Annotated in this window: 21 protein-coding genes; 13 read left to right on the top strand and 8 right to left on the bottom strand. The window is 61.5% G+C overall.

Annotation, left to right across the window (positions count from 1 at the left end):
• Window positions 1-63: 63 nt before the first annotated feature.
• The 7 genes from frr to AC6HU3_RS07755 form a co-directional block, all read right to left on the bottom strand.
• On the bottom strand, window positions 64-621 hold the full coding sequence (gene frr / locus AC6HU3_RS07785) for a ribosome recycling factor (protein WP_497473208.1): 558 nt from the start codon (window positions 619-621) through the stop codon (window positions 64-66).
• 30 nt (window positions 622-651) lie between these two features.
• The gene (gene pyrH / locus AC6HU3_RS07780) at window positions 652-1,395 is read right to left on the bottom strand and encodes a UMP kinase (protein ID WP_497473207.1); all 744 of its coding nucleotides are present in this window, start codon (window positions 1,393-1,395) and stop codon (window positions 652-654) included.
• Window positions 1,395-1,997 carry a translation elongation factor Ts gene (tsf, locus tag AC6HU3_RS07775; protein WP_497473206.1) on the bottom strand — a complete coding sequence of 201 codons (603 nt, stop codon included), beginning with the start codon at window positions 1,995-1,997 and terminating at the stop codon, window positions 1,395-1,397. The genes pyrH and tsf overlap by 1 nt, the downstream gene beginning before the upstream one ends.
• Window positions 1,987-2,871, bottom strand: a complete 885-nt coding sequence (gene rpsB / locus AC6HU3_RS07770; RefSeq protein ID WP_497473205.1) for a 30S ribosomal protein S2 — start codon at window positions 2,869-2,871, stop codon at window positions 1,987-1,989. Before rpsB ends, tsf begins: the two co-directional genes overlap by 11 nt.
• Entirely contained in the window at window positions 2,825-3,241 is a 417-nt protein-coding gene (gene rpsI / locus AC6HU3_RS07765) for a 30S ribosomal protein S9 (RefSeq protein ID WP_497473204.1), read from the bottom strand. The genes rpsB and rpsI overlap by 47 nt, the downstream gene beginning before the upstream one ends.
• Window positions 3,229-3,678, bottom strand: coding sequence for a 50S ribosomal protein L13 (rplM, locus tag AC6HU3_RS07760; protein WP_497473203.1), 450 nt, complete (start codon window positions 3,676-3,678; stop codon window positions 3,229-3,231). Before rplM ends, rpsI begins: the two co-directional genes overlap by 13 nt.
• Window positions 3,679-3,807: 129 nt before the next feature.
• Window positions 3,808-7,122, bottom strand: coding sequence for an EAL domain-containing protein (locus tag AC6HU3_RS07755; RefSeq protein ID WP_497473202.1), 3,315 nt, complete (start codon window positions 7,120-7,122; stop codon window positions 3,808-3,810).
• Window positions 7,123-7,321: 199 nt separating this feature from the next.
• On the opposite strand from AC6HU3_RS07755, the gene AC6HU3_RS07750 reads away from it, so the two are divergent.
• The 12 genes from AC6HU3_RS07750 (at window position 7,322) to AC6HU3_RS07695 (ending at window position 18,610) form a co-directional block, all read left to right on the top strand.
• On the top strand, window positions 7,322-8,497 hold the full coding sequence (locus AC6HU3_RS07750) for a thiolase family protein (protein ID WP_497473201.1): 1,176 nt from the start codon (window positions 7,322-7,324) through the stop codon (window positions 8,495-8,497).
• A 21-nt stretch (window positions 8,498-8,518) separates the two neighbouring features.
• On the top strand, window positions 8,519-11,152 hold the full coding sequence (ppdK, locus tag AC6HU3_RS07745) for a pyruvate, phosphate dikinase (protein WP_497473200.1): 2,634 nt from the start codon (window positions 8,519-8,521) through the stop codon (window positions 11,150-11,152).
• 2 nt (window positions 11,153-11,154) lie between these two features.
• On the top strand, window positions 11,155-12,234 hold the full coding sequence (lpxK, locus tag AC6HU3_RS07740; protein WP_497473199.1) for a tetraacyldisaccharide 4'-kinase: 1,080 nt from the start codon (window positions 11,155-11,157) through the stop codon (window positions 12,232-12,234).
• Window positions 12,215-13,330 (top strand): alanine dehydrogenase, encoded by a 1,116-nt coding sequence (ald, locus tag AC6HU3_RS07735; protein WP_497473198.1) that lies wholly within the window; start codon window positions 12,215-12,217, stop codon window positions 13,328-13,330. The genes lpxK and ald overlap by 20 nt, the downstream gene beginning before the upstream one ends.
• Window positions 13,327-14,409: a tetratricopeptide repeat protein gene (locus AC6HU3_RS07730; protein ID WP_497473197.1), complete on the top strand. Its 1,083-nt coding sequence runs from the start codon at window positions 13,327-13,329 to the stop codon at window positions 14,407-14,409. The genes ald and AC6HU3_RS07730 overlap by 4 nt, the downstream gene beginning before the upstream one ends.
• Window positions 14,406-14,795, top strand: a complete 390-nt coding sequence (gene cdd, locus AC6HU3_RS07725) for a cytidine deaminase (protein ID WP_497473196.1) — start codon at window positions 14,406-14,408, stop codon at window positions 14,793-14,795. Before AC6HU3_RS07730 ends, cdd begins: the two co-directional genes overlap by 4 nt.
• On the top strand, window positions 14,792-15,430 hold the full coding sequence (locus tag AC6HU3_RS07720) for a hypothetical protein (RefSeq protein ID WP_497473195.1): 639 nt from the start codon (window positions 14,792-14,794) through the stop codon (window positions 15,428-15,430). The genes cdd and AC6HU3_RS07720 overlap by 4 nt, the downstream gene beginning before the upstream one ends.
• 3 nt (window positions 15,431-15,433) lie before the next feature.
• Complete coding sequence (locus AC6HU3_RS07715; protein ID WP_497473194.1) at window positions 15,434-16,279, top strand: tetratricopeptide repeat protein; 846 nt, start codon at window positions 15,434-15,436, stop codon at window positions 16,277-16,279.
• 2 nt (window positions 16,280-16,281) lie between these two features.
• Window positions 16,282-16,593, top strand: coding sequence for a nucleotidyltransferase family protein (locus AC6HU3_RS07710; protein ID WP_497473193.1), 312 nt, complete (start codon window positions 16,282-16,284; stop codon window positions 16,591-16,593).
• The gene (locus AC6HU3_RS07705; RefSeq protein WP_497473192.1) at window positions 16,569-16,865 is read left to right on the top strand and encodes a nucleotidyltransferase substrate binding protein; all 297 of its coding nucleotides are present in this window, start codon (window positions 16,569-16,571) and stop codon (window positions 16,863-16,865) included. The genes AC6HU3_RS07710 and AC6HU3_RS07705 overlap by 25 nt, the downstream gene beginning before the upstream one ends.
• 129 nt (window positions 16,866-16,994) lie before the next feature.
• On the top strand, window positions 16,995-17,513 hold the full coding sequence (locus tag AC6HU3_RS07700) for a hypothetical protein (protein ID WP_497473191.1): 519 nt from the start codon (window positions 16,995-16,997) through the stop codon (window positions 17,511-17,513).
• Window positions 17,510-18,610: a tRNA nucleotidyltransferase/poly(A) polymerase family protein gene (locus AC6HU3_RS07695; protein WP_497473190.1), complete on the top strand. Its 1,101-nt coding sequence runs from the start codon at window positions 17,510-17,512 to the stop codon at window positions 18,608-18,610. The genes AC6HU3_RS07700 and AC6HU3_RS07695 overlap by 4 nt, the downstream gene beginning before the upstream one ends.
• A gap of 13 nt (window positions 18,611-18,623) precedes the next feature.
• Here AC6HU3_RS07695 and AC6HU3_RS07690 read toward each other — a convergent pair whose 3' ends face one another.
• Window positions 18,624-19,649 (bottom strand): site-2 protease family protein, encoded by a 1,026-nt coding sequence (locus AC6HU3_RS07690; RefSeq protein WP_497473189.1) that lies wholly within the window; start codon window positions 19,647-19,649, stop codon window positions 18,624-18,626.
• A gap of 150 nt (window positions 19,650-19,799) precedes the next feature.
• On the opposite strand from AC6HU3_RS07690, the gene AC6HU3_RS07685 reads away from it, so the two are divergent.
• Window positions 19,800-23,651 carry an NIDO-like domain-containing protein gene (locus tag AC6HU3_RS07685; protein WP_497473188.1) on the top strand — a complete coding sequence of 1,284 codons (3,852 nt, stop codon included), beginning with the start codon at window positions 19,800-19,802 and terminating at the stop codon, window positions 23,649-23,651.
• The last annotated feature ends 19 nt before the right edge of the window (window positions 23,652-23,670 follow it).

Here is a 23,670-nt window from a genome sequence, read left to right as displayed (position 1 = left end):
CGGCTGGGACCCGAAACATCCCCTTCAGGAACGGGGGCGTGCTTCAGAACAGAACGGCCAGAATCAGTCTTCAAGAATTTCTTTTTCTTTGCGCTCGAGCAGATCGTTGATTTTTTCAATATAACGATCGGTGAGCTTCTGGATCTGGTCCTCCGCCCGCCGCCGGTCGTCCTCGGAAAGGTTCCCCTCCTTCTCCCAGCCCCGAACGGTCTCCATGAGGTCCCGGCGGATGTTGCGCACAGCAATGCGTGCCTCTTCCGCAAGCTTGCGAACGAGTTTGACCAGTTCCTGACGGCGTTCATCCGAGAGGGGAGGCACCGGAATCCGGATCACCGTCCCGTCGCTCTGGGGGGTGAGCCCCAGCCCCGAAGCCTGAATGGCCCGCTGGATTTCGCCGATCACGGATTTGTCCCAGGGCTTCACCACCAGGGTGCGCCCCTGCACCATCACGGATGCGATCTGCTGAAGGGGAACCCGGTTGCCGTAATAGTCCACCTGAATTCCTTCGAGGAGTGCAGGCGTGGCACGTCCTGTACGAAGCCGTCGGAATTCCTTGTCCAGGGATTCCACGCTTTTTTCCATCCGACGCTCACCATCCTGAAGCAGGGCGGGCACATCCATGGTTTTCCTCCTGGTTTCTCTTTTGAGGACTCAGAGGTCCACGGGGTTGGGCGACGCTTCGGGGAGAATGAGGGTGCCGACCCGCTCGCCCCGGGCAAGCCGGAGAAGATTGCCCGGCGCAAGGCGAAAGATCACCATGGGGAGTCCGTTTTCCCTGGACAGGGCCGCAGCCGTGGGATCCACCACCCGGAGATTTCGGGCAAGAAGTTCGTCAAATGTGGTGGTTTCATAGCGCTGCGCATCCTCATGGGCGACGGGATCCCGGGTGTACACGCCATCCACCTTGGTCCCTTTCCAGACAGCCCCTGCTCCGATCTCACTCGCCCGGAGAACGGCGGCGGTGTCGGTGGAGAAGAAAGGATTGCCCGTGCCACACCCGAAAATCACCACCCGGCCTTTTTCCAGATGGCGGATGGCCCGGCGACGAACATAGGGCTCGGCCACAGCCCGCATCTCAATGGCCGTCATCACCCGGGTTTCCAGACCCTCCGCCTCCAGGGCACTCTGGAGGGCCAGGGCGTTCATCACGGTGGCCAGCATCCCCATATAGTCCACCGTGGCCCGATCGATCCCGAGGGCACGGGCCTGGGTTCCCCGGATGAAGTTCCCCCCGCCCACCACAATGGCAAGCTGGATCCGGGTTTCCTCCACCACGTCCCGGATCTCACGACTCAGGGCCTGAAGAACCGAGGGATCCAGCCCCCGTCCTTCATCCCCTCCGAGAATCTCGCCGGAGATTTTCAGGAGAATCCGCGAGGGGGTTCCCCCCTCCATCACCCCTCTCCGAGCTCAAACCGGCAGAACCGCCGGATGACCACGTTCTCTCCCAGCTTGGCAATGAGCTCCATGAGAAGGTCTTTGATGGTCTTGCTGGGGTCCCGGATATAATCCTGCTCCAGCAGCACCCTCTCTTTGAAGAAGGTTTCCAGCTTCCCCTCCACGATCTTTTCGATCACGTGCTCGGGCTTGCCGCTGTCCTTGAACTGTTCCCGGGTGATCTCTTTCTCCTTCTCGATCACTTCAGGGGGGATGTCTTCCCGACGCACCGCGATGGGACGCATGGCCGCAATCTGGAGGGCCACCTCATGAACGAATTTTTGGAAGTCTTCCGTGCGGGCCACAAAGTCCGTCTCGCAGTTCACCTCCACCAGCACGCCCACCCGGTTCCCCGGATGGATATAGGCATACACCAGCCCTTCTTTGGCGGAGCGATCCAGCTTCTTGGCCGCTTTGGCCGCCCCCATCTTTCGGAGTTCCTCCACCGCCTTCTCCACGTCTCCGCCCGTTTTTTCCAGGGCCTTTTTGATGTCCAGCACACCTGCCCCAGTGCGTTCCCGAAGTTCCTTAATGAGTTCAATGGAAACTTTATCCGCCATGGGTTTCCTCCTCCGTTTCTTTCGGCTCGGTGACCTCTTTCACGGGCTCCTCCGCGTCGGCAGACCCAGATGAGGCGGCTTCAGCAGGTGCGGAGGGCTCGGACGCTTCCTGCGTTCCGGATGGCTCGGCTTTCCGGAGCATGGCCGCATCCTCACCCTGGCGGCCCTCAATGATGGCGTCGGCGAAGAGCCGTGCCATGAGACGGATGGAGCGAATGGCATCGTCGTTTCCGGGCACGGGGTAATCCACCATCTCCGGATCGCCGTCCGTGTCCACCAGCGCCACCACCGGGATGTTGAGCTTCCGGGCTTCCTGCACGGCGATGTTTTCCCGCACCACGTCAATCACCACCAGCGCATCCGGAAGGCGGTCCATATCCCGGATTCCCCCGAAGATCCGCATGAGCTTCTCGTATTTCTTCATGAGCTTGACGACTTCCTTCTTGGGGAGTTTCTCGAAGGTGCCGTCATCCCGCATCCGTTCAATGGTCCGGATATACTGCAGGCGCGTCTGAATCACGTCAAAATTGGTGAGAAGCCCGCCCGGCCAGCGCTCCACCACATAGAAAGCTCCCGCCCTCTCCGCTTCCTCACGAACCGCATCTTTCCCCTGAGGCTTGGTGCACACGAAGAGCACATACCCTTTCCTGGCCGCAACGTCCCGCAGAAACGCCCGCGCCCGCTCGAGATGCTCCATGGTCTTCCGGAGGTCGATAATGTGGATCCGGTTCCGCTCGGTGTAGATGTAAGGCGCCATTTTCGGATTCCACCGACGCCGGCGGTGGCCAAAATGCACGCCCGCTTCCAGAAGGGTCACCAGGGAAAGCTCACCGCTTGGAGTACTGCCAGGCGCGGCGTCTCTTGGTCTTTCCATACTTCATCCTCTCCTTTTCCCTCGGATCACGGGTCAGGAATCCATATTTTTTCAACGTGGGGCGAAGACCGGGATCCATGGCTTCCAGGGCACGGGCAAGGGCGTGACGAACCGCACCGGCCTGCCCGGAAATTCCACCGCCTTCCACCTTCACCACCACATCCACCTTGCCGTCCATGCCCACCACCCGGAGGGGCTCCAGGGCGTGAATCACCAGATCTTCCCGCTTGAAATATTCCAGGGGGCGCTGCCCGTTCACATAGATCCAGCCATGGCCCTCAGGCTTCAAACGCAGACGAGCCCGGGCCCGCTTGCGCGAACCGGACGCAAACACCACCGTTTTCCCGTGGACCTCTCTCACTTCAGCCATGGGGTGTCCTCCAGCTTGAGCACCTGGGGTTTCTGGGCCTCATGGGGATGGGTGGGCCCGGCATACACCTTGAGCCGCTTGAGCATTCTCCGGCCGAGTTTGTTCTTGGGGAGCATGCGCCGAACGGCCAGCTGGATGAGCCGTTCAGGGTGGGTCTCCCGGATCTGCCGGGCGGTGCGGATCTTGAGCCCACCGGGATAGCCGGAGTGGCGGTAATATTTCTTCTGCTCCCACTTCTTGCCCGTCAGAACCACCTTGTCCGCATTCACCACCACAACGAAATCTCCCGTGTCCACATGGGGCGTATAGATGGGCTTGTGTTTGCCCATCAGGATTTTCGCGATACGGGTGGCCAGACGCCCCAGGACCTGCCCTTCGGCGTCCACGAGCCACCACGCACGCTCCACCTCACCGGGTTTCGCAAGAACCGTCTTCATCCGCAAAAACTCCTTGTTTTTCCCGCAACACACCACTCCCCTCTCCTCGGAGGGGTGGAGGCTATTGTACGGTTCCTGTCCGGAAGTGTCAAACCCCAGGGCCTGTCTCCGATGGATGGGGTCGGGATTTTATTCCGGTTTCCGGTTTTCCGGGGAAGCCCTCAGCCACTGCGCCTCGAACGTCTCCGGAGGGACCGGCTTTCCGAAATAAAATCCCTGGGCATAATCACACCCCAGCGTCCGCAGCATCTGGGCCTGTTCCTTTGTCTCCACCCCCTCCGCCACCACCTCCAGCTTCAGAGACAGGGCCAGGGCGATAATCCCGGAAACAATGGCGTGGTCGTTGGGGTTCTCCGTCATCCCCTGAACGAATTCCCGGTCAATCTTAATCCGGTCCAGAGGAAGGGCCTTCAGGCGGGCAAGGGAAGAATATCCCGTGCCAAAATCGTCAAGAAGGAGCACCACCCCCATGGCCTTAAGGGTCCGGAGCATCGCCGCCGCCTGTTCCGGATCCTCCATCACGCCCTTCTCGGTGATTTCAACACCGATCCAGGAAGGAGCAACGCGTTCCTCCTCGATCACGGCCGCAAACCGTTCAAACAACGCCGGATCCCGAAAATCCTGGGGTGTCACATTGATGGAAAAGGGTCCGGGAATCTCCAGCCCCATGGCTTTCCACCGGTGGAGCCACCGGGCGGTTTCCCGGAGAACGCCCAGGGTGATCTCATCCCCCCATCCCCGTTCCAGGGCTGCCTCCAGAAAGGCGTCGGGATACAGGAGGCGGTCCCCTTCATCCGGAAAGCGAAGAAGCACCTCACCTCCCACCAGCTTCCCCGTTTCAAGGGACACCACGGGCTGGATGTGGAGGACAAAGGCTTCCCTGTCCAGAGCCTCACGAACTTTCCGAAGGATTTCCAGACGCCTCTGGAGCAGGGCCCCCATATCCTCGCGATAAAACGCGACACCTTCTCTTCTCTGGCGGGCGTGTTCCATGGCCACTTCGGCCTTTTTGAAGAGCTCACCGGCATCCACACCATCATCCGGGAACACGGCAATGCCCACATCCACGCTGACCGTGTGGCTTCCGATCCCCATGGGGAAGGGTTCCCGCTCGATGGCCGACCGAAAGAGCAGGGCCTTCCGGGCAATGTCCCGCACATCCCCCGTCACCATCACCAGAAACTCATCTGCTCCCATCCGGGCCACAAAATCCTCCGGGTCGGCTGCCTCTTCCAGTCTCCGGGCCACCTCCCGGAGGAGGGCATCCCCCACATCATGACCATAGGTCTCGTTGAACTCCCGGAACCGGCGCAGATTTATCAGCAGGAGTGCGATCTTCTCTTCCCCGGAAGCTTCCTCACACTTTTGCCAGAGGGTTCTCATGGCATGGGCCCGGTTGGGAAGTCCCGTGAGGGGATCAAAGAAGGTGAGTCGAAGAATGGTTTTCTCTGCTTCCCTCAACTCGCTCACATCCCTCGCCACCCCCACCACCCGGACCACCTTCCCATCGGGTCCCTTCACCGGGTTCAATCGCATCTGGATCCAGCGCACCGCCCCATCCAGACGAAGAATCCGGTATTCCGACACGAACGGCTCCCTCACGGGAAGATGAGGAAACGCGTGCTCTCGATCCTCCGGATGGACAGCTTCCCTCCACGGCTGAAAGCTCTTCAACAGCTTTGAAGCAGGACGCCCAAACACACGCTCATACACGGGGTTCACATACAGCACCCGGGAAAGATCCGGCGGCGCAAGAAAGATCACCTCGCCGATGTTTTCCGCAATTTCCCGGAGCCGGGCTTCCCGTTCTCGACGTTCCTCCTCCGCCTTCTTTCGTTCCGTGATGTCCACGGCCGTTCCGATGGCGGCTGGCTCTCCCTTCCACACGATTTTTCCTGCCGTGAAGTCAATCCACCGGACCTCCCCGTCCTTGCGGACAATGGCGAATTCATAGTGGTTCGGCACGGGTTCACCCCGCTGCCGGGCAAGCCCCCGCTCCCGAATGATCTCCCGGAAATCGGGATGGACCAGTTCCCAGAAGCGAAGGTTCAGGAACTCTTCCCGCGAATACCCGGTGATTTCCTCACAGGCCCGGTTGCCAAACACGAACCGTTCCCCCTGATACACGAAGATGGCCACGGAGGTGGTTTCCGCCAGAGTCCGGAACATCTCTTCCCGTTCCCGGAGGTCCGCTTCCATCCTCTGCCGGAGTTCCCGTTCTTCAAACGCCTCCAGGGCCAGGCCAATGTCCTGACCCAGCGTCCGGTACACCTCCCTTTCCTGCGGATCCAGCTCCCGGGACTCGGCGGAGGTGAGAACCAGGGCACCCACGCTCTCGCCTTCCCGAAGCATGGGGATTACCAGCATGGACCGAATTCCTTCCTTCTGCGCCATCCCCCGCCAGAGTTCCGCCCGGGGATCGGTCTCCACATCCGGACTGTGAACCAGGTCCCGGGTTTCCAGCGCCTCCCGGGTGAGGGGGCACACCATGTCCCGATGTTCCACGAGACTCCGGAAGAGGACGATGGTTTCTTCGTCCACCCCGGCATATCCCAGCACCCGAAACACCCCCGCCTGATCCCGAAGGACCGCCCAGGCCACCCGGGCCATCCCCTCGCGGTGGGCAAGAACGCAGATGTCCTGGAGGAACCGGTGGGGTTCGGATTCCTGGACGAGCACCTGATTGGCACGAGAAAGAAACCGATAAAGCCGGAGCAAACGTTCCAGCCGTTCTTCCGAACGCTTGAGGGCTGTGACGTCCTGGGACGCACCGTAGAGCACCGTGACACCGCCCGGAACTTCCTTCTGGGGAAGGAGAAAATCCCGGATCCACCGGACGTTCCCTTCCCGATCTCGTACACGGAACAGGGCTTCATGGGATGTGCCTTCCCGTGCCATTTGCTGATGGCTCCTCACCCGTTCCCGATCTTCCGGGAGGGCGAGATCCGACCAGCCCTTCCATGCTTCCGTTTCGAACTCCCGGAGGAGGTTGGGTGAGACCCATACGGGTTCCTCTCCACCGGCACCTGTCCGGAGGACATAACTGTAATCCGCCCCGAGCGCCAGAAGCATCCAGTCCCGCACCTGCGTGTCCAGGAGCACCAGGGTGGGAACAGCCCCGACACACCCCACCCCCAGCACGACGACCTCTCCATTTTTTTCAAGGGGATGAAGCACTTCTTCCCGATAAACGGGAAGCCCGTCCGTGGTGATCACATGGGCAAACCGGACCTGTTTTCCCGTCCGGAACACGGCGTCCAGCGCCTGTTGAAACAGGGGGGCAGTTTCTCCCGGAAGAAACGAAGCGAGAGGTTTGCCCTTCAGGTCCTCCGTCCGGGACACCGAAAGGTGGGCCGGATTCCCCCAGGCGTCCTGGACCACCCCCTCCCGGTCCACCACATACACCAGAAGAGGCGCCTGGCCATACGAATACGCATCCAGCATCGTTCCTCCACCTTGCCCTCATTAGTGTATGCTCCTCCCTGGGAGATGTCAAGATCTCCGGTTTCCACCGGCTCTCTCAGGGGAAGGAGGATAGGTGTTGGAAAACTTATCCGGAGGTCAGAGAATTGAACCTTTGACAGTTCCTGCGCCTGCGTTTACCCTATGGCATCCGGGATTTAGAGAAACGGAGGCTTTCGCCATGCAAGATGCGGTCATTGTTGCAGGTGTTCGTACCCCCGTTGGAAAAGCCCCCCGGGGCTCCCTCAAAGACACCCGTCCCGATGAACTGGGCGCCCTGGTGATCCAGGAACTTCTCAAGCGCACCGGCATCGACCCCGCCCTGGTGGAAGACGTGATCCTGGGCTGCGCCTTTCCCGAAGCGGCACAGGGCATGAACATGGCCCGGAACGTTCTCCTGCGGGCCGGTCTCCCCGTGGACGTTCCCGGGATGACCATCAACCGGTTCTGCTCTTCGGGGCTTCAGGCCATCGCCATCGCCGCCGAGCGCATCATGGTGGGGGCCGTTGACGTCGCCATCGCCGGCGGTGTGGAGTCCATGAGCTACGTTCCCATGGGTGGATTTAACTTCTCGCCCAATCCCCACCTGACCGCCAACTACCCCGAAGTCTATATCAACATGGGCCTGACCGCCGAAAACGTGGCGGAAAAGTTCAACGTCTCCCGGGAAGACCAGGATCGGTTCGCCTATGAAAGCCACATGAAGGCCTGGAAAGCCATCCAGGAAGGCAAATTCAACGACGAAATCGTCCCGGTCCAGACGCGGGTCCGGAGAGTCCTTCCTGACGGGAGTCAGAAGATCGAGGCCATCACCTTCACGCAGGATGAGAGCGTGCGCCCCGATACTTCTCTGGAAAAACTGGCCAAACTCAAACCCGTTTTCAAGAAAGACGGCACGGTGACCGCCGGAAACTCTTCCCCCCGCAACGACGGGGCGGCCGCCGTCCTCCTGATGTCGGCGAAAAAAGCCGAGGAACTCGGCCTCAAACCCCGACTCCTCTATCGTGGCTTCCAGGTGGCCGGTGTTCCTCCCGAGATCATGGGCATTGGACCCATCCCGGCCGTCCGGAAACTCCTGAAGAAAACCGGGAAAACCCTGGACGAGATTGACCTCATTGAGCTCAACGAGGCATTTGCCGCCCAGTCCCTCGCTGTGATCCGGGAGCTGGAACTGGACATGGCAAAGGTGAACGTGAACGGCGGCGCCATCGCCCTGGGACACCCCCTGGGGGCCACCGGCGCCAAGCTCACCGTCACGCTGATGCACGAGATGGAGCGGCGGAACAGCCGGTTTGGTATCGTGACCATGTGCGTGGGCGGCGGTATGGGCGGCGCAGGTCTTTTCGAGCGCATTTAACCGAACAGGGGGCTCCCGGCAATGGAACAGTGGGTTTATCTCTACGGTCCGGACCGTGTGGACGGTCGGGGCGACATGAAGGACCTCCTGGGGGGCAAGGGGGCCGGCCTTCACGAAATGGCCCGCATCGGGATTCCCGTGCCTCCCGGGTTCACCATCACCACCCGTGCCTGCATCGCCTATTTCCAGACCGGCGGATTCCCGGAAGGGCTCACCGAACAGGTTCGGGACGCGGTGAACATGCTGGAGCGGTGGACGGGCAAACATTTCGGTGGAGACCCGCCTCTCCTGGTTTCCGTACGCTCCGGGGCACCCATTTCCATGCCCGGCATGATGGACACGGTACTCAACCTGGGCCTGAACGACCAGACGGTGGAGGCCCTGGCCCGGGCCACCGACAATCCCCGTTTTGCCTGGGATGCCTACCGCCGGTTTCTGGAGATGTTCGGCGATGTGGTCATGGGCATCTCCCGGAAAAAATTTGAACACCTTCTTGAGGAAGCCAAAGAGAACGCTGGGGTGACGGCCGATTCGGAACTTTCGGCTCCCCATCTCCAGGAACTCGTGGAGGCCTTCAAAAGGGTCTATGAAGAAGAAGGTAAGGCGTTCCCGCAGGATCCCTGGGAGCAGCTCTGGGCGGCCATCCGGGCGGTGTTTGACTCCTGGAACAACCCCCGGGCCATTGCGTACCGGCAAATTCACCACATCCCTGACGACCTGGGGACGGCGGTGAACGTGGTGACGATGGTGTTCGGGAACATGGGGGACGATTCCGGGACCGGTGTGGCCTTCACCCGCAACCCCTCCACGGGCGAGAAAGAGCTCTATGCCGAATATCTCCCCAACGCCCAGGGGGAGGACGTGGTGGCCGGCATTCGCACCCCTCTCAAAATCGATGCCCTCAAAACGCAGTTCCCCCACATCTACGAAGAGCTCGTCCGGTATGCGGACATGCTGGAAAATCACTACCGGGACATGCTGGATCTCGAGTTCACGGTGGAGAAAGGGAAGCTCTATTTCCTGCAGGTGCGGGTGGGCAAGCGCACCGCCCGGGCCATGGTGAAGATTGCCGTGGACCTGGTGCACGAAGGAAAAATCTCCCGGGAAGAGGCGCTTCTGCGGGTGGATCCCTACAAGGTGGAGGAACTCTTTCATCCCATGCTGGATCCTTCCCATGACGGAGAGCCCGTGGCCCAGGGGATTGCCGCTTCTCCGGGTGCCGCGGTGGGCAAAATCGCCCTGGATGCCCTCACCGCCCAGAAGATGGCGGAACAGGGCGAAAAGGTGATCCTGGTGCGTCCGGAAACCTCTCCGGACGATATCCGGGGGATGGCCGCCTCTGAGGGCATTCTCACCGCTCGAGGTGGCGCCACAAGCCATGCCGCCGTGGTCTCTCGCGGCATGGGCAAACCCTGTGTGGTGGGGGCCGAAGCCCTGGTGATTGACGAAGAGGCCCGAACCATCCAGGTGCGGGGGAAAGATGGTCTGGTGCTCCGGGAGGGCGACTGGATTTCCATTGACGGGACATCCGGCAAAGTCTATGCCGGTCAGGTGCCCACCCTTCCCCCCTCCCCGGACTTCCCCGAATTTGGGGAACTCATGTCCTGGGCCGATGAATTCCGTCGCCTGAAGGTGCGGGCCAATGCGGACACGCCGGAAGATGCAAAGCGTGCCCGTTCCTTTGGAGCGGAAGGCATCGGTCTGGCCCGAACCGAGCACATGTTTTTTGAAGGGGAACGCATCTATGCCATGCAGGAAATGATCCTGGCGGACACAGCCGAAGCCCGTCGGGCGGCCCTGGCCAAGCTCCTCCCTTATCAGAAAGAAGACTTCAAGGGCCTTTTCCGCGCGATGGATGGCCTTCCGGTGACCATCCGGACCCTGGACCCTCCCCTTCACGAATTTCTCCCCAAAGAGCCTGAAGCGCAGCGAACCCTGGCCGAAAAACTCGGTGTTCCGGTGGAGAAGATCCGGGAGCGTGTGGACGCCCTCCGGGAACTGAACCCCATGCTGGGATTCCGGGGGGTCCGGCTGGGTCTGGTGTATCCGGAGATCACGGAAATGCAGGCCCGGGCCATGCTGGAAGCCGCCTGTGAGGTGAAAGAAGAAGGGGTGGACGTCCACCTGGAGATCATGATCCCCCTGGTGTCCACCGCCGGGGAGCTCCGCCGGCAACGGGAACTTGTGGAACGGGTGGCGGAAGAGGTCTTTGCCGAAAAGGGGATTCGGGTTCCCTTCAAGGTGGGCACCATGATCGAAATCCCCCGGGCGGCCCTCACCGCCGACGAAATTGCGGAGGTCGCCGAGTTCTTCTCCTTTGGAACCAACGACCTCACCCAGACCACCTTTGGGTTCTCCCGGGATGACATCGGGAAATTCCTGCCCTATTATATCGAACAGGGTATCCTGCCCCACGATCCCTTCCAGCGACTGGACACCCGAGGGGTGGGACAACTCGTGGCCATGGCCACGAAAAACGGCAAGGCCACCCGTCCGGATCTGAAGGTGGGCATCTGTGGAGAGCACGGCGGAGACCCGGATTCCGTCACCTTCTTCCATCAGGCAGGACTGGATTACGTTTCCTGCTCTCCCTTCCGGGTCCCTGTGGCCCGCCTGGCGGCCGGACGGGCCGCCCTTCAGGATCGAGAGGCTTGAACATGGGGGGGGCGCTTCGGGAGGCTGTGGGGCGCCGGGTCGCCGAAGAAGGCTGGTGGTTTCCCCTGCTCCTCCCGGGCGTCCCCCTCTATGCCCTGGCCTGGGGACTCTGGCACCTCTCCTGGAAGGTCCGAAGTCCCTACACGCCTCCCGTATGGACCATCGGTGTGGGCAACCTCACGGTGGGAGGTACGGGGAAAACCCCGCTTGTGGCGTTTCTTGCTTCCTTCTTCCGGCTCCGGGGGCTCCGGGTTGCCATCGCGAGCCGGGGGTATGGGCGAAAGGGATCCCATCCCCTCCGGGTCCAGTCTCATCATATCCCTGAACAGGTGGGGGACGAACCCTGGATGCTCCATGAGAAACTCCCCGGCGTGGACGTGTGGGTTGCAAAGAACCGCGTCCGTCTTTTTCAACAGCACCTCGGTTCCTACGATGTGGTGATTCTGGACGATGCCTTCCAGCATCGCGCCATCCGTCCTCATCTTTCCCTTCTCCTCTTTGATGCCCGGAGCCTGCGGGCTCCCCGTGTGCTTCTCCCCGCGGGAAGTTTCCGCGAACCCTTTTCCCAGGCCGTGCGGGCGGATGCTTTCGTGATCAATCACAAAACCGCACCGGTGGACCTGTCGCTGGAGGCACCTTTACGAACGTTTGGCCGTCCCATTTTTCACGTGCGATACACCGGCCTGTTTCTTCGCCACCCCGCAAGCGGACAGATTGTGCCCCTGGAAGAATGGGAGGAGCCTGTGTATGCCTTCTGTGGCATTGCGGACCCCTCAAGCTTTGTGAAAACCTTCCTACGTGCGGACATCCCCGTTCGGGGCGTGCGGGTGTTCATGGACCATCATTTCTATCGCGAAGAAGAGCTGGAGGAGCTTCGCCAGTGGGCAGGCAATGCCCCCATCGTGACCACGGAAAAAGACTGGGTTCGATTTCGCAAACCGTGGGAAAATCTGTGGGTGCTGGTGCCCCAGCTGGAGGAGGTGTCGTCCCACGGCCGGCGGCTCACGGATTTCCTTGAGTCCCAGAAAGCTTTTCAGAACCTTTCAAGCAAGGAGGCAACCCATGAAGATCGGCGTGGTTAAGGAGATCAAAACCCAGGAATATCGCGTGGCCCTCACGCCCGCCGGCGTGCACGCCCTGGTGGGCCTGGGTCATCAGGTCTTCGTGGAAAAAGGGGCCGGCCTGGGCACGGGCATCCCGGACGAAGCCTATGCGAAGGAAGGGGCCGTTCTCCTGGACCGTCCGGAGGACGTGTTCGCTGAGGCAGACATGATTCTGAAAGTGAAGGAACCCCAGCCGGTGGAATACGAACGCCTTCGACCCGGTCAGGTCCTGTTCACCTATCTCCACCTCGCCGCCTCCGAAGAGCTCACCCGGGCTCTCATGGAGCGTCAGATCATCGGGATCGCCTATGAAACGGTGGAAACACCCGACGGAGAGCTGCCTTTGCTTGCCCCCATGAGCGAGGTGGCCGGGCGTATGGCGCCTCAGGAAGGCGCGAAATACCTGGAGCGTCCGCAGGGGGGGTTGGGCATTCTGCTGGGTGGGATCCCGGGTGTGGCGCCGGCGCACGTCCTGATTCTCGGCGGAGGCACCGTGGGACGCAACGCCGCCTGGGTCGCTGCGGGGATGGGTGCGGACGTGACGGTCCTGGAGATCAATCCCCGGAAGATCCGGGAACTGGCCGAGATCATGCCCCGGAACGTCAAGATCCTCTATTCCACGGAATACGCCATCCGGGAACTCCTGCCCCAGGCCGACCTGGTGATCAGCGCGGTCCTCAAGCCGGGCGCCAAAGCACCGAAACTCATCCGCAAAGAGCACCTCACCACCATGAAACCCGGCTCCGTGATCGTGGACGTGGCCATTGATCAGGGCGGTAGCACCGAAACCAGCCGCCCCACCACCCACGACAGCCCGGTCTACGAAGTGGACGGCGTGGTGCATTATTGCGTGGCCAACATGCCCGGTGCGGTTCCCCGGACCAGCACCTGGGGGCTCACCAACGCCACCCTGCCCTATGTGATCGAACTGGCCCAGAAAGGCTGGGAACGGGCCGTTCGGGAAAACCCCGCGCTGGCCAAAGGCGTGAACCTGGTGCGGGGAGCGGTCACCTATCAGGCGGTGGCGGAAGCCTTTGGCCTGCCCTACACACCCCTTGAGGAGGTGCTTGGATGATCTGGGCGGTGCTCCTCCTGGCCCAGAGCAGTACCTGGTATCGTCTCGGATATGATGCCCTTCAACAGGGGGATACAACTCGCGCCCTCCGGTTCTTTTATCGGGCGGTGGAGGTGGATCCCCACGACCGCCAGGCCTGGATGGCTCTGCTGGTGCATTACGAATTCAACGGACAGGAAGACTCGGTGGAGGCCCTGATCGAGCGCTGGAAGGCATTTGAACCCGCAACGGCGCTGGAATTCAAAGGTCTGCATGCCCTCCGCCACGACAACCTGGACGAGGCCTGGGACGCCTTTCACGAAGTCCTTCAGCACGATCCCCGATCCTATCTGGCCCACCTGGGCATCGCTGAGATCCTTCTGCGCCGGGACCAGCCTGATTCCGCCCTGCACTACATCCAAGCCCGTTACCGTGAAAATCCCGTACCCATCATGGACGCGGCCGTGGGGATGCTCTATGCCAAAATGCACCGCCCCGACAGCGCCCTTCCCCACCTGGAAAAGCATTACGTTCGCTACAGGGAAGATCCCCGCTTTCTGGAGGCGCTGGCCCAGGCCTATCTGGATGCAAGGCAATTTGACCGCGCCCGGCAGATGCTCGCGGAATGGGAGAAGGTGGCGCCGGATGAACGATACTGGATTCTGCTGATGAGACGGGACCTGGGGGTAGCAAGCGGGGATACCACCCTGATGCTTGAAGCCAACGCAGCGTTGTGCGAAGAAGTGGGAAGCGTTCAGGGATGTCTTCAGGCTGCAAGCTTTCTTGCCGATCGGGGAGAGCGTCTGGATCAAGCGGAAACGTATATTCGTAAGGCCCTTTCCCAGAAACCGACACCGAAGGTTCGCACCATTGCTCTGAATCTCCTGGGGGACATTCTGATGAAACGAGGTGACCGAGCTTTTGAGAACCGGAAATACAAAATGGCAATGGATTTTTACGCGCAGGCGCAGGAGACCTATGAGCAGGCGCTGAAGATCGTACCGGAAAACACTCAATGGGCCCAGTATGCTGACGTTCAATCCCGGCGGGCCGAAGTCCTCAAACGCAAGGCCTATCGCAAATGGCAGCGGATCGAGTGAGTCTGGAGACCCTCATCGCCGAAGCCCGGGAAGCCCTGAAGGGAAGCTATGCCCCCTATTCCCGGTTCCGGGTGGGCGCGGCTCTGCTCTCCACCGACGGCCGGGTGTTCCGGGGCGCCAACGTGGAAAACGCTTCCTTCGGGCTCACCATCTGTGCCGAGCGTGCCGCGGTGTTCCGGGCGGTGAACGAGGGGGCCCGGGATTTCGCCCGCATCGTGATCGTGTCCGATCCCCCCGCCTGGCCTTACCCCTGCGGGGCATGCCGTCAGGTGCTGGCCGAGTTTTCTCCGGACATGGAGGTCGTGGTGGTCCGGGGTGAGGAACACCGGGTGTTTCGCCTGAAGGACCTGTTGCCTCACACCTTCAACCTGGAGGACCTGCCGTGATGCTTCTCTTCCTTGTGGCTCAGGGGGGACTTGCCGGATTCTGGGGAGCCGGACGACTCCATCCCGAAGCCTCCGCCCTGGTGAACGACCTGGCCTCCCGCACGGCAAGCCACGAAGAAGTGCTCATGGGATCCACGTGGATGGTGGGGATGTTCTATGGCAACACCTTTGTGGCCTTTCAGCGCATGGACGGATCCCAGCATTTTGAAGGTGCGCCTTCCGCCCGGATTGAAACCCCCGCCTGGAGCTTCTGGGTGGGAGGCGTGCTGGATTTCAACGCCTACACCACCTTCGCCGGTGGAACCGGCCTCGGCAAGGTCTCCCCCCGCCTGATCCTCACTTCCACGGCCACAGACCAGTATGAGGATCTCTTCACCGGCGGCAACCTGTCCATTGTGGAAAGCCCCCGGCTGTTTGCCAGTTTGCACGCCGTGCTCTTCCTCTGGGCTCCCTCGGGTGGAAACATGCCTCCCTTCGCGGGTGTGGCCCTATCGGCCGGGTATGTATACGATGTTCAGAATCCGCCCTGGAAACACCGGTATGGGGGTGAGGTGCAGGGGGTGCCCCGCTTCCGTTTCCGGGGCTGGTTCCTTCAGGCCGGCGTGGCCCTGCGCACCTTTCCCCAGGGAGGCTGACCCGTGCGGCGTGCGGCTTTCTTCTTCGTGATCTTTTTCCTGTCCTGCGGGAACGCGTGGGAAAAAGAGGTTCAGCAGTTGATTGAACAGAAACAATACGAGAAAGCCGAACGCCTGATCCTGGGCCACATGGATGAGGCCCCGCTCCGGGCTGCCTACTGGCGGGGGGTGCTCGCCATGAGCAAAGGGGAATGGCGGAACGCCCTTCAGGCCTTTGAAGAGGCCTCCGCGGATTCCTCCCTTCAGGACGACCTCATCCAGCACCTGTGGATTCTCGCCGACACCGCCCGGAAACTCCGGCTGGAGCGGGTGGCCCAGCGGGCCTATGAACTCCTGGACCGCATCCGCCCCGAAGCGGTGGGGCTGGACGGCCTGCTTTTCCTGGCACAAACTGCATGGGAGTGGAACCAGTATGCCCGGGCACGGGACCATCTGGAGCGCTATCTCGAAGAAGGGGGGTCTCTCCAGCGGATTGCGGGGTTGTATTTTCCCATCCTGTATGAACTCGGCGAGACCGATCGCCTGCTGGAACTGGGCGACAGTCTGAAACGGTTTGACAACGCCGACGCCCTGTGGGCCTATGGCAATGCCCTGTTTGAAAAGGCCACCGAACTCTATTACGCAGGGGATTACGAAGAAGCCCGGAAGCGTCTGGAGCGACTTGTGGCGCTGGGAGGACCCACCGTCCTGCTGGACGATGCCCATGCCCTTCTCGGCGATCTCGCCCTGATGGAGGGGGACACCCTTGCGGCCCGCCGGCACTATGAGCAGGCCCTTCTCTACACCCTCCCCCGAAGTGCCCTGGCCCGGGAAATACGGGAGAAACTGGGGAAACTCGCGGGGTTCTGACGATGAACACCCGGCCCATCCGGACCGTGGAAAACATCCGCCGGACGATCACCGAACTCTTTTCGGGGAAGAAGGTGAAGGTCTTTCTCTTCGGTTCCCGGGCACGGGGGGATCACACCCCCCGGAGTGACCTGGATCTCGGTTTTCTCTCCGATGAAGATATCCGGTTCGAACTTTCGGTGCTTCGCGAAACCCTCGAGGAGTCCCACGTTCCCTTCCGGGTGGACGTGGTGGACCTCTCCCGGGTGGCCCCTGAATTCCGGAAGCATGTCATGGAGGAAGGCATCCTGTGGATCGTCTTGAACAACAGCTGAACGATTTTCATCGGGCAGCCCGGCGACTGGACGAGGCCCTTGAACAAACTGCGAACGTCCGGAATACGGAACTCTACCCTTTCCTCCGGGACTCTTCCATTCAGCGCTTTGAATTCACGTTTGAAATTTTCTGGAAACTCGTGAAAACCGCCATGCGGGTGATGGAAGGAGAGGATTGTCATTCACCCAAATCCTGCATGCGCGCGCTGTTTCACAACGGCTATGTCAGCGAAGATGAGCTTGAACGTCTGTTTTCCATGGTGGACAACTGAAACCTCACCGTTCACACCGACCGTGAGCTTCTGGCCGAAGAACTGTTCAGGAAGCTCCCGGATCACCTTTCCCTCATGAAGCGCGTGGTCTCCGAAATCGAAAAGAAAGGGCATATGCCCCGATGAAGGATGTGGACGTGGATTGTCCTGGCCCTTCTTGCTGCGGGCGAACCTGATGGGAGACCCAACCCCATGCGCTCCGCAAGCCTTTATCTCGAAGCAGGAGGTCCGGGACTTTTCTCCCTCAACGCGGAAGGTCGTGTGGTGCACCCCGCCCTGTCCGTACGCTTTGGACTGGCTGCTGCCCTGTTTGCTTCCGGTTTTGTGGCCAGTGTGAGCGTGCTGAGCGATCCGAAGAAGAATCACCATCTGGAAGTGGGGGTGGGGCTGGCATCCATGATCACCACCGACCTGTTCGGCGGAAACCCGGATACCAGGACCATCGAGGCCCTGATTCTGGGCTACCGGTATGAACCGCCCGAAGAAGGGTTGTTCGCCCGCCTGGCCTTTACGCCCCTGTTTCAGTTTGAACGAACGGCCACCTGGGATCCCGAAAGGCAGTCCGCCGTGGCCCGAACCGACGTCCGGTTCACACCCATGATCGGCATCGCCCTGGGCTACCGATTCCGGATCGGATCCGCACCATGAACGTCCCCGATTTCCCATCCCTCATCCTTCAACACCCCTTCCTCCGGTTCATCCATGAGGAGGGTTTGCCCCTGGTGTGGGTGGGAGGAGGGGTGCGGGATGTGCTGCTTTCGGGAAGGATTTCCGCGGACTGGGATTTTGCCACTCCAGATGATCCCCTTCCGATTGCCCGGAGATTGGAAAAAGCCGGATGGGGGGCGATCGTTCAGACCAGTCCCCTGGGGACGGTGAAGCTCCGGGCCCCGGAAGGAGAAGTGGACATCGCCCGGTTTCGCCGGGAAGTGTATCCCGAACCGGGTGCCCTGCCCGAGGTCACCTTCACGGAGCGCCTGGAAGAGGATCTATGGCGGCGGGATTTCACCGTGAACGCCATGGCCGTGCCCCTGTCCGGTCCCGCATGGGGAGATCTGGTGGATCCCACGGGGGGGCTTCAGGACCTCGAACGGCGGATCATCCGTCCCCTGCACGGAAAGAGTTTCCGGGACGATCCCACCCGGATTCTGCGGGGTATCCGCTATGCCGTTCGACTGGATTTCCGCCTTTCTTCGTCCTTCAACCGCCAGGCGCGGGCGTGGGGTTATCTTCTGGAGAGGATCTCCTTTGCCCGGGCGCGCCGGGAATGGATGCGGATGGCGGTGGAGGAACGCCGAAAGGTGATGGTGGACCGGATCGCCCGGCGTGGCCTGGGTGTGCCCCGCACCCGCATTCCCCCGAAACTTCTCGCCTGTGTGGACCGTCTGGCACCTCGAAAGGAAGAAGGGTGGATCTGGTTTTTTGCCCTGCTGTACAGAGCTGCAGGCACCCCCCCGCCGAAGCTTTCGTACATTTCCCGGAAAGAGCGCCGGATCCTGGAGCGTGTCCCGGTGCTTGCAAAACTTTCTTCACCCGAGGCGGCGGCCCGGTTTCTCCTCCGGGAGGATCGAACCACCTGGCCCCTGTGGGGGTGCCTCATGGGACTATCTCACCCGGAGCGCCTCCGCGAGATTGCCCTTCCCGACGGCCGCACCCTCATCCGTCAGGGTGTGGAGCCCCGGGAAATCCCGGAGGTTCAGGCCAGGAGGCTGGCCGGAGCACTCCGGAAACTCTGGCCGGCGTGATCTTCCGCGTTTGTTACGCTGAAAAGGGCACGGGAACGAAGGTAATCACAAACAGGAGCACCGTGGCCCAGGCCCACTGCCTCCGTCGCCCGTCCAGCGGGAGATAGGGGTTGAGGGGCGGCGGATGGCCGATCCCCAGGATGAGGACCAGGACCATCCACATCCACCATCCCTGCCAGAAAAACCCCAGCCCCAGGAGGGTCATGAGGGTGAGAAGCCCGAACACCCGGTGATGACGGGGGAACAGGGCATAGATCACGTGGCCCCCGTCCAGCTGTCCGATGGGGAGAAGGTTCAGTGCGGTGACGAAAAACCCGATCCATCCCGCGAAGGCCACCGGATGGAGGAGGAGTTCCTGACCGGGGGGATCCGGTCCCTTCACTAGAAAGGCCATGGCCTTGAAGATCAGGCTCTCTCCCAGCCGAAGGCCCACCTGGGTGGAATCCACCGGGACAAAGTGGGAGAGGTTCAGGCCAATCCAGCTCACGAGCACCGCAACCACGAAACCCGCCCACGGTCCTGCCGCCGCCACGTCCAGCAGGGCTTTGAGGTGAGGAAGGGGCGAGCGAATCCGGATGAAGGCGCCCAGCGTCCCCAGAAGGGGATTGGGAAAGGGGATAAAATAGGGCGGCGTGGTGTCCACCTTCCAGCGCCGGGCCGCCATATAATGGCCCAGTTCATGGGTCCCCAGGATGGCCATGAGAGAAAACCCGAAGGCGAAGGCGGTGGTGGGTTCCCCACCGGAGTGAAAAAGGCCCGCCAAAAAGGTGGTGACCAGGGTCGCAAGGAGCAGGCCCACGGGAACCCACCAGCGAATGGGCTGGCGGGAAGGGGCTTTCTGGAGGGTGACCGACCACAGACCGTCCTGCACCGGCTGGATCACCGGCCAGAAACCACGGGTGTAGAGCCAGTTGGTGAGCTCTTCCATGGACCGGGTACGGGGCTCATAAAACCGGATGTAAAGTCTGAGTCCCCAGGGCGTTTCCTCGGCGGCCTCGATCATGCCAAACCGGCTCAGCGCTTCCACAAACATGGACATCTCTGACGCTCCTGAACAAGAGAAAAACCGACAGCTCCCCTGCCGGCAGGGGAATTATACCGGAGATGGGCACGACCTTCAACGTTTGAGATGCTCCGTCTCCTGACCTGTATGATACCCATATTCGCATATCGTAACAGGAGGGTATGGATGACTCGTGGACGTGGTCTCCGGTGGTGGCTGACGCTGGCGGTCCTGGTGACCCCTCTCGCCGGGCAGGAGCTCATGTGGGAACAGCAGGAGGGCTCCTTGAGCCGGTGGGAACAGGTCCGGCACAGCGGAAACGCCCTGCTGGTCGCGGGAAACGGGGCTGTTCAGAAACTGGATGCGGGCTCGGGAACGGTGCTCTGGACCCACACAGGACTGTCGCTGAGCTGGGCCCATGACCTGACGACCTTCTCCGGAGGGGTGCTGGTGTCGGGGGCGTATGACGACGGGAGTGCCACCCATTTCGTCGTTCATGCGCTGAGCCCTTCGGGTTCCCCCCTGTGGAGCTACGTTCGTCCCGCCTCCAACGTGTACAGCGGGGACGATGACACCGCCTATGCCGTGCTGGAATGTGGCGGGGTCGTGATCGCCCTCGGGAAGGTGGAAACCAATCTGAACGACACCCTCCTGGTGGTGGGCCTGGACCCTGTGAACGGCTCCGTCCTCTGGGAATTCACGGACGTCTCTCCCGCCACCAACGCGGCCCGGGACGGGGTTTGCCTGTCCGGCGGAGATGTGATGGTGGCGGCGGTTTTCCAGGACACCGCCTATGCCTATCGCCTGACATCTTCCGGAACGCTGGTCTGGAAACAATCGCTCGGTCACGAAGTTCTGGTGGAAAACAAGGTGCTGGGGCTGGGTCTGGACCCCTCCGGCAACGGGGTGATTGTGGGCACCGAATGGCATGGAGGGCTCACCTACCGGATGTTCGCCACAGCCATCAATCTGTCCGGAACCATCCTTTGGGATTATCTTCACGCCTCCGATTTCCGTACCGAAGCCTTTGCCATTCAGGACACCCTGATCTATGCGGTGGGGAACGCCGGAAGCGACTACACCGCTCCGGGCTACGCGGTCGCTGTGAACACAGGAGGCTCATTGCTCTGGGACCGGACCACCTATTCGGGCATCCGGTTTCACGGTGCTGCGGCGGACACCTTCGGGAACCTTTTCGCGGTGGGAGAAGATCCGGGGTCGTTCGACACCACCGGGTTTGTGATCGCCTTCTCCCCAACAGGACGCAAACTGTATCACGACTTTCTGTATGGCCCGGTGGGAGAGGGCGCCTGGGACGTGACTGCGGTGGGGAGCGATCCTGTGGTGGCCGGCGCGGCCTATACCTCCGGACGGGTGGCCAGTGTGGCCCGCTTCCATCTCCTTCCTTATCTCGTGCTGGACCGTCTCGTCTGGGACGATGGAGGGGACGGTCTGCCCAACACCGAAGGAGACCCTGCGACGGGGAACCTCTTCCTTCGGTGGCACTGGCACATTGAAGGGGGACAGGGAGATCTGAACGTTTACCTTTCCTGCACGACATGCACCGAACTCTCCCTTCTGGACTCCACCACCACCCTGACCGGTCTTGCCCCCGGTGACACCCTCACCACGTCCTTTGGAGCTGTCCTTCAGCCATCCGGGGACTCCTTCCATCTGTGGATCAGCGCCGGGCTCACCGACACCTTCGACATGAAGGACACGGTGCTCCACGTGGTGCCTCAGGTGGGCAGCACCCCCGTCTTCACGGTGTACGACGACACCGATGATCACTACGCCGAACACCCCACCTTTTCCTGGGTGGACGCCCAGGCTCTGGGAAGTCCCGTTGCCTTCACTTCCGGAGAGGCCGTGCTGCCCCTTCCGCAACCCTTCACGTTCCAGGGCGTTCAATATGACAGCGTCCGGGTGGGGCAGAAAGGCTGGCTCATTCTGGGAACCGGCACGTCCCCCAGCGTGGGAGACACCCTTCCCAACGGTGACCCGGTCCCGCTTTTCCATGTGCTCTATGCGCCGTACAATTCATATGACTTTGGCTATGTGTATGCCGACGCAAGCCGGTGGGTCCTGGAGTGGACCGAGGCAGGCTATGCCTTTGAGCTCATCCTGGACTATGGTGACCCTTCCGATCCCTCGGATGACGAAATCCTGTGGCAATACCAGACGGTCAGCGCCTTTCCCAACCTGGGAGACGTGGGTTTTCAGGATGCAACGGGACAGAACGGGGCCACCCTGGCCTACATGGACACCTGGGGTGGATCCGTCACCTACCGGCCCTTTGTGTATCCTCTCGGAGATCAGCGGGCCATACGGCTCGTTCCCCTTCCCGGGGGACCTTATCAGGTGGTGGCCGACTCCGCACAGTGGCTGGATGGGAACAACGGTGCCCCCGGGGCAGGAGGCGATCCCTCCGTCACCCTGCGGGCCTATGTCCACAACGCCGGGGCCACCACCGGTCCGGTCTGGGGGACGGTTTCGTGCGTGGACGTGGGGAACGGCCTGTGCAGCGCCGTCCATTTTGCGGATTCGGTGGACACCCTGGGGGTGCTGGATGCCGGGGCATCCGGTCAGCTGAACTTTGCCCTCTCGCTGGATTCCACCGGGATGCCGGGAGAAACGCTGAAACTCGAAATCGTGGTCCGGTCTCCTTTCAGTCAGGACACCCTGGTGGCTTCCTGGGCACTCCTCAACGACGCCCCGCCTTCGGGCGGTCCGGTCCTCGCGGACTCCATGCGGTGGCTGGACGGCTCGGACAACCAGCCCGGCGCCGCGGGCGATCCTTCGGTGACCGTGCGCGCTTTTGTGCACAATGCCGGCAGTGCCACCGGCCCGGTTCAGGGCGTGCTTTCCTGTCTGGAAACGGGCAACGGTCTGTGCAGCGCCGTCCACTTCGCAGATTCCACCGACTCTCTGGCCACCCTGGCCGACTTTGCCACCGACTCTCTCCAGTTCACCCTTTCTCTGGACTCCACCGGAACACCGGGTGAGACACTGAAACTCCGGCTGATCGTGACCTCCCCCGTGAACACGGACACCCTTATCGCGTCGTGGACCCTCGTGGACGATCTCACCCCACCCCCGCCCGGAGGTCCGGAAAGTCTGATGGTGGGGATGGGCTACACGGGAATTGAGCCTGGCGACTCCACCGATTACTGGATGCCCGCCCTGACCTGGCAGGAACTGGACCCCGATTATGGCGGGAACGGAACCCTTCTTGCCCTTGCTTCGGGGAGCGGAGATGACGGCCGGGGATGGATTGCCCTTCCCATGCCCTTTTATTATGACGGCGCCCTGTTCGATACCCTCTGGGTTTCCACCAACGGATGGGCGGTCCTGGGAGGCGATCCCGGCACTTCGGATTACTCACCAGACCCCATTCCCACCGCGGATGGCAAAAGCGTGCTCGCCGTGCTCTGGAAGGACCTGAAGTTTGCCAGTTACGGCACCAATGGCGGGATCTATACCCTGTATCGCGCATCCGACAGCACCCTGCTTGTGGAGTGGAGCCGGGTGGGCCGTTACGTGGATGCAACCGACACCGTGAGCTTCCAGCTCTGGCTGCGGTTCTCCGATTCCTCCATCGTTTTCCTCTACAAAGACACCCCCTCTTCCTCCTACCTGGGAAGCTCCGTGACCATCGGCATCGAAAACCGGGCGGAAACCGACGGGATCCAGGTTCTTCTGGATGGAACCTATCACCCCCACGCCTACCCCATCACCGCCGGCCATGGGGTGTATTTCACGCCCTCCCCCACCACATCCGTGGATGAGGGGGCTGTCCCACCCGTGGCTTTTGGATTGAGCCTGGAGAAAGGACGGGTGCAGCTTGCCCTTCCGGAGGGAGGACAGGTTCGCCTTCTCCTCCACGACGTTCTGGGACGGAAGCGGTGGGCCTGGAACCGTACGCTCGGACCTGGAAGACACGCCATCAACCTCCCGGCCCTGCCTCCCGGGATCTATCTCCTGCGCTATGGGGATGGGCACAGGGAGGCCCTGCGCAAATTTGTGGTGGTTCGCTAACGAACCGGAACGACGAGAC

The sequence above is a fragment of the Caldifarcimen microaerophilum genome (genome assembly GCF_055387105.1).
Note: the sequence above shows the minus strand (reverse complement) of the source record. Positions and strands in the feature narration are given on the sequence as shown.